Annotated in this window: 19 protein-coding genes; all 19 read left to right on the forward strand. The window is 49.9% G+C overall.

Going from position 1 to position 14,668, the window contains the following annotated elements:
* Positions 1-19: 19 nt before the first annotated feature.
* The 19 genes from AC3ISQ_RS05870 to AC3ISQ_RS05960 all read left to right on the forward strand — a co-directional run bounded on the left by AC3ISQ_RS05870 (position 20) and on the right by AC3ISQ_RS05960 (position 14,638).
* On the forward strand, positions 20-370 hold the full coding sequence (locus AC3ISQ_RS05870; RefSeq protein ID WP_489351397.1) for an HNH endonuclease: 351 nt from the start codon (positions 20-22) through the stop codon (positions 368-370).
* Positions 367-591 (forward strand): hypothetical protein, encoded by a 225-nt coding sequence (locus AC3ISQ_RS05875; RefSeq protein WP_489351399.1) that lies wholly within the window; start codon positions 367-369, stop codon positions 589-591. Before AC3ISQ_RS05870 ends, AC3ISQ_RS05875 begins: the two co-directional genes overlap by 4 nt.
* A 203-nt stretch (positions 592-794) precedes the next feature.
* A complete protein-coding gene (locus AC3ISQ_RS05880; protein WP_489351401.1) occupies positions 795-1,268 on the forward strand; it encodes a phage terminase small subunit P27 family in 474 nt (157 codons plus the stop codon).
* A gap of 3 nt (positions 1,269-1,271) precedes the next feature.
* Positions 1,272-3,023: a terminase large subunit gene (locus AC3ISQ_RS05885; RefSeq protein WP_489351403.1), complete on the forward strand. Its 1,752-nt coding sequence runs from the start codon at positions 1,272-1,274 to the stop codon at positions 3,021-3,023.
* Positions 3,020-3,181, forward strand: coding sequence for a hypothetical protein (locus AC3ISQ_RS05890; protein WP_489351405.1), 162 nt, complete (start codon positions 3,020-3,022; stop codon positions 3,179-3,181). Before AC3ISQ_RS05885 ends, AC3ISQ_RS05890 begins: the two co-directional genes overlap by 4 nt.
* The gene (locus AC3ISQ_RS05895) at positions 3,171-4,391 is read left to right on the forward strand and encodes a phage portal protein (RefSeq protein ID WP_489351407.1); all 1,221 of its coding nucleotides are present in this window, start codon (positions 3,171-3,173) and stop codon (positions 4,389-4,391) included. Before AC3ISQ_RS05890 ends, AC3ISQ_RS05895 begins: the two co-directional genes overlap by 11 nt.
* The gene (locus AC3ISQ_RS05900; RefSeq protein ID WP_489351409.1) at positions 4,384-4,983 is read left to right on the forward strand and encodes an HK97 family phage prohead protease; all 600 of its coding nucleotides are present in this window, start codon (positions 4,384-4,386) and stop codon (positions 4,981-4,983) included. Before AC3ISQ_RS05895 ends, AC3ISQ_RS05900 begins: the two co-directional genes overlap by 8 nt.
* An 18-nt stretch (positions 4,984-5,001) precedes the next feature.
* Positions 5,002-6,216 carry a phage major capsid protein gene (locus AC3ISQ_RS05905; RefSeq protein ID WP_489353145.1) on the forward strand — a complete coding sequence of 405 codons (1,215 nt, stop codon included), beginning with the start codon at positions 5,002-5,004 and terminating at the stop codon, positions 6,214-6,216.
* An 86-nt stretch (positions 6,217-6,302) separates the two neighbouring features.
* Positions 6,303-6,596, forward strand: a complete 294-nt coding sequence (locus AC3ISQ_RS05910) for a head-tail connector protein (RefSeq protein WP_489351411.1) — start codon at positions 6,303-6,305, stop codon at positions 6,594-6,596.
* A gap of 7 nt (positions 6,597-6,603) precedes the next feature.
* The gene (locus AC3ISQ_RS05915; RefSeq protein WP_489351412.1) at positions 6,604-6,942 is read left to right on the forward strand and encodes a phage head closure protein; all 339 of its coding nucleotides are present in this window, start codon (positions 6,604-6,606) and stop codon (positions 6,940-6,942) included.
* A complete protein-coding gene (locus AC3ISQ_RS05920; RefSeq protein WP_489351414.1) occupies positions 6,929-7,318 on the forward strand; it encodes a hypothetical protein in 390 nt (129 codons plus the stop codon). The genes AC3ISQ_RS05915 and AC3ISQ_RS05920 overlap by 14 nt, the downstream gene beginning before the upstream one ends.
* Entirely contained in the window at positions 7,315-7,707 is a 393-nt protein-coding gene (locus AC3ISQ_RS05925; protein ID WP_489351416.1) for an HK97-gp10 family putative phage morphogenesis protein, read from the forward strand. Before AC3ISQ_RS05920 ends, AC3ISQ_RS05925 begins: the two co-directional genes overlap by 4 nt.
* A 35-nt stretch (positions 7,708-7,742) precedes the next feature.
* A complete protein-coding gene (locus tag AC3ISQ_RS05930; RefSeq protein ID WP_489351418.1) occupies positions 7,743-8,198 on the forward strand; it encodes a phage tail protein in 456 nt (151 codons plus the stop codon).
* Between the two features lie 34 nt (positions 8,199-8,232).
* The gene (locus tag AC3ISQ_RS05935) at positions 8,233-8,598 is read left to right on the forward strand and encodes a phage tail protein (RefSeq protein ID WP_489351420.1); all 366 of its coding nucleotides are present in this window, start codon (positions 8,233-8,235) and stop codon (positions 8,596-8,598) included.
* A 231-nt stretch (positions 8,599-8,829) separates the two neighbouring features.
* Positions 8,830-12,159, forward strand: coding sequence for a phage tail tape measure protein (locus AC3ISQ_RS05940; RefSeq protein WP_489351422.1), 3,330 nt, complete (start codon positions 8,830-8,832; stop codon positions 12,157-12,159).
* 9 nt (positions 12,160-12,168) lie between these two features.
* The gene (locus AC3ISQ_RS05945; RefSeq protein WP_489351423.1) at positions 12,169-12,510 is read left to right on the forward strand and encodes a phage tail protein; all 342 of its coding nucleotides are present in this window, start codon (positions 12,169-12,171) and stop codon (positions 12,508-12,510) included.
* A 58-nt stretch (positions 12,511-12,568) separates the two neighbouring features.
* Positions 12,569-13,306 (forward strand): phage minor tail protein L, encoded by a 738-nt coding sequence (locus tag AC3ISQ_RS05950; RefSeq protein ID WP_489351425.1) that lies wholly within the window; start codon positions 12,569-12,571, stop codon positions 13,304-13,306.
* Between the two features lie 2 nt (positions 13,307-13,308).
* Positions 13,309-14,028, forward strand: coding sequence for a C40 family peptidase (locus tag AC3ISQ_RS05955; protein WP_489351427.1), 720 nt, complete (start codon positions 13,309-13,311; stop codon positions 14,026-14,028).
* A complete protein-coding gene (locus AC3ISQ_RS05960; RefSeq protein WP_489351429.1) occupies positions 14,021-14,638 on the forward strand; it encodes a tail assembly protein in 618 nt (205 codons plus the stop codon). Before AC3ISQ_RS05955 ends, AC3ISQ_RS05960 begins: the two co-directional genes overlap by 8 nt.
* The last annotated feature ends 30 nt before the right edge of the window (positions 14,639-14,668 follow it).

Below are 14,668 nucleotides of genomic sequence, written 5' to 3' on the forward strand. Positions count from 1 at the left end.
TCATTTTGATGGGGGTGGTATGCCAGCAAGAATACCGCGTGCATGCCGCAAGCATGGATGCCGCAAGACGACAACAAACCGATCAGGCTACTGCGCTGACCATCAGAACACTGGCTGGGAGAGTCACCAGCAGGGTAAGAGCAGACACCAGCGCGGCTATGGTAACGACTGGACTATTCGCCGCGCCCGCATCCTCAAGCGTGATAACCACATCTGCCAGGAATGCCTAAGGAACGGTAGAGCGGTACCGGCCACAACCGTCGATCACATCGAACCCAAGGCACATGGGGGTACCGATGATGATTCGAACCTCGAAGGCCTGTGCTGGCCTTGCCATCGCAGCAAGACAGCAACGGAGAGAATGAGATGAAGACTAAGCCCGTTCAGTTTGCCCACCTTTATAGGGGTGGTCTGTTCTTCGGGTACGGACTGACTGTAGATGGCGCGTTGCTTGAGCAACAGGTCGAGACAACGATTGCCTCTGCACCAGGTGAAGTTGCCTGTATTGCTGCAACCTTCCGTCTTACCAATGAAATGGTAGAGAGTCCCGTACGTATCGATCTGGATAATCAGCGCAAGCCAAACAAATGATAATTATTTTCATTCATTGATAACATTGATTGCATTTTGAATCATTTTACATCAAGTGAGAATAATTATCATCAGCGGGGGGGGATCAAATCCCTACTACCCTGGACCCTAAGTACCGCCGCATTACCTTTTCTCACACCGCCGCAGGTTACAGAACTTTTCTTAGGGTACCCCCACGCGGTAATTAATAGGAGTTTTCGATTATGTCAGGACCACCGAGAACCCCGACACACCTACGATTGGTGAAGGGGAACCCATCAAAAAGGCCGATCAATAAAGATGAGCCAAAACCCTCTTCAGGGGCACCCCCAACTCCCAAGCATTTTAACAAACAGGAGAAATACTGGTTTAAGCGTCTGGGAGATCAACTTGATGAGATTGGCGTGATCACTATTCTTGACGGCATGGCCTTAGAATTGTTGGTTGGGGCATATGTGGAATGGCGGAAGCACAGGGATGTTATCGATCAAGAGGGAGATTCATATAAAACAACAACCAGTACAGGTGACATGATCATTCGCGCACATCCACAGGTGGCCATGATGGATAAAGCCGCCAATCGTGTTGCAAAAATGATGGCTGAATTTGGAATGTCCCCGGCCAGCCGCTCAAAGGTTGGAGCCTCTGGCTCATCAGAAGTTGACCCACTGGAAGAATTTCTTAAAAAGCGCAAATGATGAATGTCAACTGTTTCCGAAGGTATTCGTTACGCCGAGCGCGTGATATCTGGCGAGATTGTTGCTGGCGAACTGGTGCGCCTGGCGTGCCTGCGATTTCAACATGATTTAGAGCACGGGCCTGAGCGCGGCGTCTATTTCAGTGAAAGTCGCGCCCAGCACATACTCGATTTTTATAATTTCATTCCACACGTAAAAGGTCATTTAACCGGCAAGCCACTTACCCTGATGGATTGGCATGTTTTCATCCTGATCAACCTGTTTGGTTTCGTGATCCCTCTTATTGATGAGATGACTGGCGAGCAGGTTTTTGATGATGACGGTGATGCGGTAATGGTTCGCCGATTCCGTACAGCCTATGACGAGGTGGCACGTAAAAATGCAAAATCAACCCTCTCTTCAGGCATCGGTCTTTACATGACCGGCGCTGACGGTGAGGGTGGGGCCGAGGTTTACTCTGCCGCTACTGCTCGTGACCAGGCGCGTATCGTTTTTGACGATGCCAAGCAGATGATAAAGCTGGCCTCGAAGACACTGGGCCGCTTGTTCGGTACCAATAAGCTGAATATTCATCAGGAGCGAACTGGTTCGAAGTTTGAACCATTAGCCAGTGATGCCAACAACCTGGACGGAAAGAATATTCACTGCGGTATTGTTGACGAATTACACGCGCACAAAACTCGTGACGTGTGGGATGTTTTGGAAACAGCGACCGGTGCGCGCCTGCAATCGTTAATTTTCGCTATAACGACGGCTGGGTTTAATAAAGAAGGCATTTGTTACGAGCAGCGTGATTACGCGATTAAAGTTCTTAATAACTTTAGCAACCCTGACCCAATGGCCGTAAAGGATGACACCTATTTCGCGATGATCTATACGCTGGATGATGGTGATGATCCCTTTGATGAAGCTAATTGGCCCAAAGCCAATCCTGGGCTTGGTATCTGCAAGCGCTGGGATGATATGCGCCGCCTGGCCAAAAAGGCAAAAGAGCAGGTAACGGCCCGCGTTAACTTCTTTACCAAACATCTCAATATTTGGGTGCAAGGTGAAAATGCCTGGATGGATATGGCTCGTTGGGAGTTGTGTCGGGACAAGTGGGAATCTTCACTTACTGCCTCATGGCCGATGTGGCTAGGGATTGACTTATCGAACAAAATCGACATTTCCGCCGCGGTAAAAGTCTGGTTGGCAACTGATGGCGATATCTATATTAAGTCCAGATTCTGGATACCTGAAGGACGGCTCGAAGCATGCTCTAAGCAGCAGGCCGAGTTGTATAAAAAATGGCATGAAGCTGGTTTTCTTGAGTTCACAGAGGGTGACGTTGTTGATCATGCCCTGATTAAAGAAGAGGTGCTTATCTGGGCCAAAGGCGAGTCGCTGAATGAATTCGCTTATGACCCATGGAGTGCTACCCAGTTCTCTCTTGGTATCGCTGCCGAAGGAGTGCCGATTGTTGAGGTTCCCCAGACAGTTAAAAACCTATCAGAAGCCATGAAGGAAACCGAAGCAAAAGTTTATGCGCGACGTCTCCATCACGATGGCAATCCGGTCATGACATGGATGATGAGCAACGTCACCGTAAAACCGGACAAAAACGAAAATATATTCCCGAACAAATCTACCCCAGAAAACAAAATAGATGGCCCATCAGCACTTTTCACGGGCATAAGCCGACTACTTGTTAATGGTGGTGGTGAGGGCGATTTCCTTTCCACTCTCGATCCAAACGAAGAACTACTGACGCTATGAAATCACTCACTATCGACCTTTGCGGGTTGGCCGGTTTCGGCTTGCTCGTCGCAGGGCTTTACCTGCAATACGGCACCGCGATCGCACTAATGGCTGGTGGCGGTTCAATGCTTGCGTTTGCGCTGGTAGCGGCCAGGAGGAATAAACGTGCTATTTGATGCCCTTTTTCGTAGCGAATCGCTGGAAAATCCATCCACCCCGATCACTGGAGATAGCCTTGATCTGGGGTTTCGGTCTGGGGACGTTTTTGTCAGCCCTGAGACCTCTATGAAATTGTCGGCGGTATACGCCTGTATCTATGTACTGTCTTCTACGCTGGCGCAGATGCCGGTACATGTAATGCGTAAAACCGGAGAAAAGGTGGTGCAGGGCCGGGATCACCCCCTCTTTTATCTAGTACATGACGAACCAAACGAGTGGCAGACAAGTTACAAGTGGCGGGAACTGAAAGAGCGCCATGTTTTAGGTTGGGGAAATGGGTACACGAAGATCGTTCGCTCTCGGCGGGGTGAGGTTACCGCGTTGGAGGCCTGCATGCCATGGCAAACCACATTGATCAACACCGGTGGCCGGTACACTTACGGGGTATACAACGAAGAGGGCAGCTTTGCCATTAATCCCCACGACATGATCCACATCCGGGCGCTGGGTAATAACCAAAAAATGGGGCTTAGCCCCATCTTGCAGCATGCAGAAACGATCGGGATGGGGATGAGTGGACAGCAGTACACCAGTAACTTTTTCGGAGGCAATGCGCGGCCTGCGGGGATCGTATCTGTCAAAACCGCACTGAATGCTGAGTCGTGGGGGCGGCTAAAAGAAATGTGGCAAAAGGCCACGCTGGCACTGCGTAGCCAGGAAAACAAAACCATGCTGCTGCCAGCCGATCTGGATTATAAGGCGCTGACGGTTTCACCTGTTGATGCACAGTTAATCGACCTGATGAAGCTCAATCGCTCACAGATTGCTGGGATCTTCAATATTCCGGCACACATGATCAACGACTTAGAGAAAGCGACGTTCTCTAATATCACACAGCAATCCATTCAATTTGTTCGTCACACTGTCATGCCGTGGATTGTGAACTGGGAGCAGGAACTTAACCGCCGCTTATTCACTGCTGCCGAGCGCAATGCCGGATATTACGTTCGATTTAACCTGACAGGGTTGCTGCGTGGTACGCCACAAGAGCGCGCTCAGTTCTACCATTTCGCGATCACTGATGGGTGGATGAGTCGAAACGAGGCCCGCGCATTCGAGGATATGAACCCGGTTGACGGCCTGGATGAAATGCTGGTCAGCGTCAATGCGGCCAATCCAGCGAAAGATATTACGGACATAACAAAAGAGGAAAAACTCGATGAGTGACAGAGAAACACGCTGTTACGGTGGTGAGGTGCGTGCCCAGCAGGAAGAAAACCAGCCAACGCACATTATCGGCTACGGCTCGGTATTCGATAGCCGCTCAGAAGTGATCTGGGGCTTTCGCGAAATTATCAAGCCTGGTGCTTTTGATGATGTGCTGACGAACGACGTTCGGGGTTTGTTCAACCACGATCCCAACTTTATCTTGGGTCGTAGTTCTGCGGGTACTTTGTCGTTGTCTGTGGATACTCGTGGACTGCAATACAATATTGTGGCACCGGAAACCCAAACTATTCGCGATCTGGTGATCAGTCCAATGCAGCGCGGTGACATCAATCAGTCCTCTTTTTCCTTCCGTGTCGCCCGCGATGGCGAAGACTGGTATCAGGATGAACAGGGAGTAGTGATCCGTGAGATTACCAAAATTTCGCGCCTGTTCGACGTAAGCCCTGTGACCTATCCCGCCTATCAGGAAGCTGATTCAGCCGTCCGATCCATGAAAGCCTGGCAGGAAGCGCGAGACAGTTGCGCGCTCGCTAATGCCGTAAACCAACGAATGGCGCGTGAGCGTCTGCTGACTTTATTAAACGCGTAAGGAAAGACCATGCCTATTATCAAATTGCACGAACTGAAGCAAAAACGTAACACCATCGCCACCGATATGCGCGCGCTCAACGACAAGATCGGGGATACCGCCTGGACGGAGGAACAGCGTACCGAATGGAACAAGGCCAAGGATGAACTGACCAAGATCGATGAGCAAATAACCCGAGAGGAGGAATTGCGCGCACTGGATCAGACCTTTGTTGATGATAACCAGAATGAACAGCGCCAGCAGTTGAACAAAGACAACCCAGAGCACAAACAGCAGGAAGTCCGCGCCGCTGCGTTCGATAAGTTTTTGCGCCAGGGTTTTGCTGAGCTGAGTGCTGAAGAGCGCGCCGCCGTGCGTGAACTCCGAGCGCAAGGTACTGCGCCAGATGAAAAGGGTGGTTACACCGTTCCTACACAGATGCTGGCTAAAATCGTTGAGGCAATGAAAGCTTACGGCGGTATTGCTAGCGTGGCGCAAATCCTGAACTCATCAAACGGGCAGGACATCACATGGTCAACGTCTGACGGCACGGCGGAAGAAGGGGAGCTGCTGGGAGAAAACACCGCGGCATCCGAGCAAGATGTGGAATTCGGTACTGCGATCCTTGGCGCGAAAAAACTCAGCTCCAAAATCATCCGCGTTTCTAACGAACTGCTGCAGGATAGCGGGGTTGATATCGAAGCGTATCTGGCTGGTCGCATCGCCCAACGTATCGGGCGCGGTGAAGCAAAATACATCGTTAAAGGTACCGGCGCAGGCTCACCAGTGCAGCCCAAGGGGCTTGAGGTATCGGTAACCGGTACCGTGGCGGCCAAGGCGCTAACGCTCGACTGGACGGACATTAACACCCTGAAGCACAGCATCGATCCCGCCTACCGCAACGGGCCTAAATTCCGCCTGGCGTTCAACGATTCCACGCTGAAAACGCTCACGGAGCTGGTGGACGGCAATAAACGCCCGCTGTGGTTGCCGGATATTGTCGGCGTTGCGCCTGCGTCGGTGCTGGGTATGCAGTATGTTATCGATCAGGCGATCGACAGCATGGCAACGGGCAAAAAGTTTGTTTACTGCGGCGACTTCGACCGCTTCATTCTGCGCCGTATTACCTATATGACGCTGAAACGCCTGGTTGAGCGCTTTGCCGAGTACGATCAGACCGCGTTCCTGGCTTTTCATCGTTTCGATTGTGTGCTGGAAGATGCGTCGGCGATCAAGGCGTTAACTGGGAAATAATCATTATTTTCGTATTTCCCGTACCCGCTTCGGCGGTTTTTTTATACCTGCAATCTGGCAACAGGTTGTAGGTATCAGGAGTGAAAATGGTACCCACAATAGAAGAGCTACGGCTTCAGTGTCGGATTGATGGGGCAGAGGAAGATGATCTATTAAATACATATTCCTTGGCAGCGAGGAAACGTGCTGAAAATTTCATTAATAGAACGTTATTTGATGAAGTTGCTCCGGAGAACATTAGTGAAGGTCTGGTGATTAGCGACGATATCAAGTTAGCAATTATGTTGGCTGTAGGTTTTTGGTACCAGAACCGCGAGGCTAAATCATTACCCGTAGGTTTTACCTCACTCCTTGAGCCCTATCGATTTATTCCTCTATAGGGGGCTTATGGAATCAATATCAAGTGGAGAGTTAGATCGGCGAATCTTATTGCGCCGCGTGTTTACTGTTCGTGATGAGCGAGCCGGTTCGGAAATTAAAACTTCGGAAGATGTTATTTATGTCTGGGCCAAAGTTGAACCCATCTCAAACCGAAAAATTCGTACAACCGATCAGGGTGCGGTGGTCGAAACTCAACTTTTTACCCTAAGGCCCCGAACAGACGTTGGTGTTGATTGGCAGGTTGTTTTTGATGGGAAGGTGTACACGGTGCGGGCAACAGACCGTACTAAGCGTGATAGGTTATTGATTACAGCGGAGGCCGACACCCGTCATGATCGAGTATGAAATCAAAGCAGCGTTGGAGGCGTTAACCAGTCTGCCAGCCTATCCGCTCTTGCTGCCCGACCTAGAACAGGAAGGGGTGACTTATCAGAAAATTACTGACCCTAAATTTGATACCGGGCTGGCCAGCACCGCGCTGGTGCTGGGCCGCTTTCAGATTTCGCTGTACGTGCTCGACGATTACGCCCGCCTGATTGAGCTTGACAAGGCTATCTGTACAAATTGGGAAGGTATTCAGCACGGACATATTGGCCGCTGGCCGGTTCAAACGGTGACACGTGGCACGATGTTGCAAGGAGCAACCACACTGACCAACAACAGTATCCAGTACAGACTGGTCCGCGATTATATCATCTGCTATCCGGAGGACGCTGTATGATAGGAATTAACATCACAGGTATGGATGAATTGGCGCGTCAGTTGGAAGCGTTGGGGCGTGATGTTTCCACCAAAATATTACGTGATGCTGGCCGCGCAGCCTTGGTGCCGGTACTGGAAGACATGCAGCAACATGCAGGCTATGACGATACCGCCTCCGGTCCACACATGCGAGATAGCATTACTATCCGCTCGACAACCCGAGGCCGTGCGCAGGTAACACTGCGTGCCGGTCCAAGCAAGGCACACCAGATGAAGGCGCTGGCGCAGGAATTTGGCACAGTGAAGCAGGTTGCTGACCCTTTTATACGTCCAGCACTGGATTACAACAAAATCCAAGTGTTACGCATCCTGGCGGTAGAAATCCGCTCAGGCATAGAGAATCGGTAGCGCCCGCTACCACAATCATTAAGAGATAAAAAATTATGACTGATAAAACTTCGCCAGAGTACGCCATGCTGCCTGCGGGTACTATTGTGAAATGGGGCGCGGTCGGAACGGCATCAACTGCGATGAAAGCGCTGGTTAACTGTAAGGCGGTTGGAGAGATGGGACAATCAGGTAGCTTTGTTGATTGCACTACGCTGCTCGATAAAACCAAACAGTTTATTTCCGACTTACCTGAGGGGGCTGAGAAATCTATTGGATTTATTGACGACCCATCCAATGCAGATTTTGCGGCGTTCCTGACTGCGGCAGATAATCGCGAAACCGTTCAGTTCTACGTAGAGCTACCGAACGGCCGTACATCAACATCTATCCTATCGCTGTCTGGCTGGAAAATGAATGAAATCGCCGCACCAGCTAGTGAGGTCATTCAGATCACCGTGCAGGGCAAACAAAATAGCAACACTTGGGGGGCGGTAGCCCCAAAGATTTGATCAGCATTACAACACATTAAGTGAGTAAATCCCGATGTCCGAGAAATACGATTTGAAGGCGTTGAAAGCGGCGCTATTGAAGTCTGACGATCATGTCATTGAGGTGTCAATATTTGGTGTTAAAACCTTTATTCGCCGTCTGAAGGCATCAGAGCTGCAGGATAATGAAGATGGTATGAAAAGCGCCATTGAGGCTGGTGATATCAATAAGTCCGCGCGCCTTAACCTTGAGTTGTTGCTGTCTTGCTTTATGACACCTGATGGTAAGCGTGTTCCGACAAGTGCACTTCCCAGCGCTGATGAGCTACTTAAGGCACATGACAACCCGACATTGGTTGAAGCGATAAGTACCATCAAACGTCATGCTGTTGGCACATTGGAAGACGCGGAAAAAAACTAACTGACTCGCCCTGGTTGATGCTGATTTTTCAGTTGGCCGATCGCTGGGGTGAGTCAGACCCTCGCAAAATCGCCGCATTACCGGCGCAAGTTCTAAATCACTGGCGGGCATACTTCAAACTGCAGGGCATTACTGCCGATACTGCTGAGGATGCCGCTGTTCATCAACCCGTTCAGCTTGTGCAAAGTTCCATTGATGCACAGTGTGCTGATGTTATGCGAGTGCTTGGGAATGGCTGATGTAGCATCGTTGGCGGTTGGGTTGTACCTGAATGACGCCAATTTTAGAAACAAACTGGTGGCTGCGTACCGTACAGCTGGTGATCAATCTGGCAAGTTTAATCGTCAGGCACAGCAGGACGCGAAAAAAACAGACGATGCTTATCAGCGTATAGGCAAAACTGTCGGCAGTCTGAAAGGAACGCTGGCTGGTTTGGCTGGCGTAGCTGGGTTAGGTTTTTCATTGGGCAGTGTCATTACGACAACCCGGCAGTATGGGCAGGCGCTGTCCGATCTTTCTGCTATCACCGGTGCTACCGGTGCACAACTGAAACAGTTCGATGAAGCAGCCCAGCAGATGGGGCGCACCACCGAGTACAGCGCCAGCCAAGCTGCGGAAGCGTTAACGCTGATGGCTAGCGCCAAGCCGGAACTGCTGAAAACGGCAGATGGGCTGACAGCTGCGACCAATAGCGCCCTGATTTTGGCGCAAGCTGCTGGTACGACCTTGCCGGATGCCACCAAGACATTGGCACTGTCCCTTAACCAGTTCGGTGCTAGTGCCAGCCAAGCCGATCGTTACATTAACGTTTTAGCTGCAGGTGCTAAGTATGGCTCGTCTGAAATTGCCGACACGGCAGCAGCGATAAAGAATGGCGGTGTAGCAGCGGCACAGGCCGGGATCGGTTTTGAGCAGCTTAATGCTGCGATCCAGGTGTTGGCAGAGCGTGAAATTAAGGGGAGTGAGGCTGGTACCGGGTTACGTAACGTCATCCTTAACCTTGAAAAAGGCACGGATAAAACGCTCAAGCCCTCGGTTGTAGGATTAAGTACTGCACTGGACAATCTGTCTAAGAAGAACCTATCCACCGCCCAAGCGGTAAAGATGTTTGGTCTTGAGAACATTAACGCTGCTTCTATTCTGGTAAGCAATCGTAGCAAGCTGGACGATCTGACAACGTCATTGACTGGCACACAAACCGCGCATGAACAGGCCGCAACCCGCGTCAATAACTTGAACGGCGATCTCATGGGGCTGACAAGCGCCTTTGAAGGGCTGATCATTAAAGTTGGTCAGGCTAACGGTGGTCCTTTGCGCACTGGCGTACAGAGTGTGACGGATGCGATTAACGGTCTGGCTGATAACTTCAATATGATCGCCAGCGTGGCGATGTATACGCTGATCCCTGTGTTATCCACCAAGTTAACTGCTGGAGTTCGTGAAAGCATTGGAGCATGGCGTGATCAGCAAGCCGCAGTGCGTTCTGCCGCACTGGATCAGGTCAATATTGCTAAGAAAACAATTGACGCAGCTAATGCTACTTTGCTGCAAAATGATGCCGAGTTTGGTCGTATTCGTGCAATGGAAAAAACAGCAAAGCAGCACGGTATGAACATCAGCTATGCGGCTGACTACAATCGCCTTATTCGCGATGAAACCGAGGCTACGCGTGCGGCTACGATTGCCACGGCTCAACTGGATACGGCAAACAAACGGTTATCAGTTTCTGCTCGAGCGGCGTCAGTGGCCACAGGGTTAGCTCGCGGTGCATTGGGGTTAATTGGTGGGCCATTCGGCGCGGCGATGTTGGCGGGTTCTGCAATTTTGTATTTTCATGAGCAAAATAAACAGGCTCGTCAATCTGCCTTGGCATTGAAAGATGCCGTGATCGAAACCACGGGTGAACTGCTTAAACTTTCCCAGACAAAAATAGCAATTAAGGTCGATGATTTTGAAGGGCAGCTAAAAAATCTCGGTGATGAAAAATCGAAGATTGAAAGCCAGTTGGCACAATTGAGTGATACGCGTATCAATGCTGCGCGTGATCGCAACAAGGGAGCGCTAGGCTTTCTCTATTCTGACCCGGCAACACTGGAAAAAGAGCGTAATACACTAAAGGGGCAATTGGAGGACGTAAATACCGCCACTGCTACCGCACAGCAGAATCTAACCAACGCCAGAAATGCAATGTCTGCAACCAGTAATGGCATGGCCGACATGATTACTGGTGGGTTGGCCGATGCTGGCGCACTTAAAAATGCGGTTAACAAATTAGGAACAGCGAGTGTTTCTGTCGAAAGTCCGTGGGGCGGGGAAGACTCTGCTAAGGTCGATAAAAAAGGGCAGCAATCACTAAGTCAGTACAAGCAGCTACGGCAAGAGATAGAAACTGCTCACGCGACCAGCTTAGCTAAGATCAATCTGGAAGAACGAGCCTCACAGGCCAAGCTGATCGCTTTGGCTAAAGCGGTCGGTGCTAGTCAGGTCGACGTGCAGCGTGTGATGACCTTGAACGCTGAAAACTACCAACGTCAGCGGTTAGAGCTGGCTGAGCAATACGCACCCGGTAAAGCTGCGGTTCGCAAAGAGCAAGAAACCAGCCGAGAGTTGAAAGCGTTGTATGACTCTAGGTTGCTGACTGAGCGCGATTATCTCGTTGCACGTAGTACGTTACAGCAGGAAATGGCACGTCAACGGTTGAATGCCGAAGCGGATGCTATTGCTGCACCTCGGCAGAGCTTAGCGGGTGATGTCGATCCTTCAGTTCAACTGAGCAATCAACTGGCACAGCAGCAAGCCCAGTATCAGGCGTATTACCAGCAAGGTTACATCGACAAGCAACGCTATGAGCAGTTGATGAAAGCAGCAACACAGGAGTCAACTGATGCACAATATCAGCAGGCACTGAACTTATACGCAGGCCAGAGCAGCATTAGCAAGATGCAGATCGGGCTGGTGGATGCGGCACGCGAACGTACCACTAATATGCTAACAGGATTACTTACAGGTACTCAGAGCTTCAAAGATAGTATGTCTGGTTTGTTTTCTTCCTTAGCACAGTCGATCATTAAAAGCCTCATCGATATGACGGTTCAGGCTTTAATTACCAAAACGATTTTGTCGTCATTTATGAGCGTCGGCGGAGGGACTGTGGGGGGCGGAAACAATCCGGGGCCGGTTCCAATGATTGCGAATGCCAAAGGCGGTGTTTATTCGTCCCCTTCACTCAGCGCGTACAGTGGGCAAGTTGTTAGTAGTCCCACAATGTTTGCGTTTGCCAAGGGTGCTGGCTTGATGGGGGAGGCGGGACCAGAAGCCATTATGCCTCTTAAGCGTGGGCCTGATGGTTCTCTCGGCGTGCGTGCTTTGTCATCTGGCTCGGATACGACAACAATCCATGTGAATGCTCCAGTAAGCATTACACAAGAAGTTGCCTCTGGTGAAACAAGTAATACCAACACAGAAAATACAGCTAGACAATTACAGGCAATTATTCAAACAACTATTTCCGATCGGCTTAGAAAGGAAATATCTCCGGGTGGGATACTTTATCGAAAATAATGGTGGCGTATGGCTATTGATACATTCAGTTGGCCAGTAAGAATTCAAGCCAATGAAGAAATTAATATCTCAACCATCCAGGTGCAATTTGGGGATGGATATAAGCAGATAGCAAGCTCAGGTCTTAATGCTGCGGTAGAGACTTGGTCACTTTCCTGTAATGGCGAAAAGAATAATCTCTCGTTAGTGAGGGCGTTTTTAAAAACTCATGTAATAAGTTCATTCTGGTGGGTGACTCCATGGAGCGAAAGAAATTTATATAGAGTGAAATCGGATTCTATAAAACCAAAGTTTATCAATAGTCAACTTGTTGAAATAACGTTCACGTTTGAACAAGCATTTTCACCGTAATCATTTTTAACATAACCACGCAGGTCACTACATTGTGGCCTATTTCTACTGGTGTCATATGAGCATAACTCAAGACTTACAATCATTAGAACCTGGAGAGCTAATTCAACTGGTCGAAGTTGACGGCACCGCATTTGGAATGGATCGTGTTCTGCGGTTCCATGCACACAATATACCGACAGACGGTTGGGCGTCATTCGCGGCGGATAATATGCCTTCCATCATTTGGCAGGGGAATGAATACGATCCGCACCCCTACGAATATAAAGGTGCGGAATTGACCAGTACCGGTTCCCAACCAACTCCGACGCTTTCGGTTGGGAATATCGGAAATTATGTCACCGCACTTTGCTTGCAATATGACGATTTAGTACAGGCAAAGGTACGGGTTCATACCACCATGGCTAAATACTTGGACGCGGCTAACTGGACGGATGGCAATCCAAACGCAATGCCTACTGAAGAACGGGTGCAGCTGTATTACATCAATGCCAAAAAAGCAGAAACGCGATCGCAGGTTGATTTTGAGCTATGCACCCCTTTCGATATCCAAAACCTGCAATTGCCAACACGGCAGATCACCCCAGTTTGCACCTGGTGTATGCGTGGCTGGTACCGAACGGGAACCGGTTGTGATTACAGCGGTACCCGGTATTTCAAAAAGGACGGCACGCCGACTGACGACCCCTCGCAGGATGTTTGTGGTGGGCGTATACGGGATTGCGAAGATCGACACGGGAAAAGTAATCCGCTTCCCTATGGGGGCTTCCCTGCAGCGAACTTACAGGGGAAATAACCATGCGCGAAAAATTGTTGGGAGCCATTCGTCAGCACGTCGCCGCTGAGTACCCCAAAGAGGCTTGCGGGGTGATCATTGAAACAGGAGCGTGTCAGCGTTATATCCCATGCCGCAATATCGCCGATAAACCTAATGATTATTTCACATTATGTCCTGTTGATTATGTAGCCGCAGAGCAGAAGGGCGAGATCATTATGATTGTGCATTCTCACCCTGATGTCGTGCAGCTTATCCCTTCTGAGTTTGACCGAATACAGTGCGATTATTCAGGCATAGAGTGGGGGATCATGTCTTGGCCGGATGGGGACTTTTGCACGATTTCCCCTCGTGGGGAACGTGATCTTGTCGGGCGTCAGTGGGTCTTGGGATTTTCAGATTGTTGGACGCTAGTCATGGATTACCACCGGCAGCAGCACGGTATCATCTTGGGTAACTATTCTGTTTCATATGAGTGGTGGCTTGATGGCAAGCAAAACCTTTACGACGACAACTGGGAAAAAGAAGGGTTTATAGAGGTGTCACCGGATTTGATGTGTGACGGAGATATGATCATGATGCGGATTAGCGCACCAGTGACTAATCATGCAGCCATTTACGTTGGTGATAACATTATATTACATCACAACTTCGGTAACCTCTCTGCGCGGGTGCCTTACGGGAAATATTACCGTGATCGCACGGTTCGCGTTGTTCGGCACAAGGAGCTATTTAATGCGTAAAAAAATCACGCTCAAGGGCGCCATGGGTAAGATGTTTGGTCGCCACCATGAATATGCTGTCGCCGACTTGCGTGAGGCGTTACGTGCGATGTGCGCGACTATCCCCGGTTTTAAAAAATACATGTCAACGGCACACCTTGACGGTATTCGGTTCGCGTTTTTCAGTGGGCGAGAAAATATAGGGCTCGAAGAATTCGATATGGCAAAAGGTGCGAATGAATTCGTGATCATGCCAATTATTGAAGGTGCGAAGCGGGGCGGTGTTTTGCAAATCGTTATTGGTGCTGTGGCGCTTGTCGCTGCGTTCTTTACTGCTGGCGCATCTTTGGCTGCATGGGGGGCATTAGCATCAGCTGCCACAATTTCAGCAACATCGGTATTAACGGGGATCGGCATCAGCATGATGCTGGGCGGCGTTGTGCAGCTCCTTACGCCACAACCCAATATGAACGTCGGGGCATCATCAAGCACGGATAATAAACCCAACTACGCATTTGGCGCACCAGTGAACACAGTAGCCATGGGTTATCCAGTTCCAGTGCTTTATGGTGAACGTGAGATAGGCGGTGCCATCATCAGTGCGGGCATATTCTCCAGCGACCAACAATGATCTAACTTTTCTTTTAATGGCTGCCATGTG

The organism is Serratia sp. KH_031 (assembly GCF_057839655.1).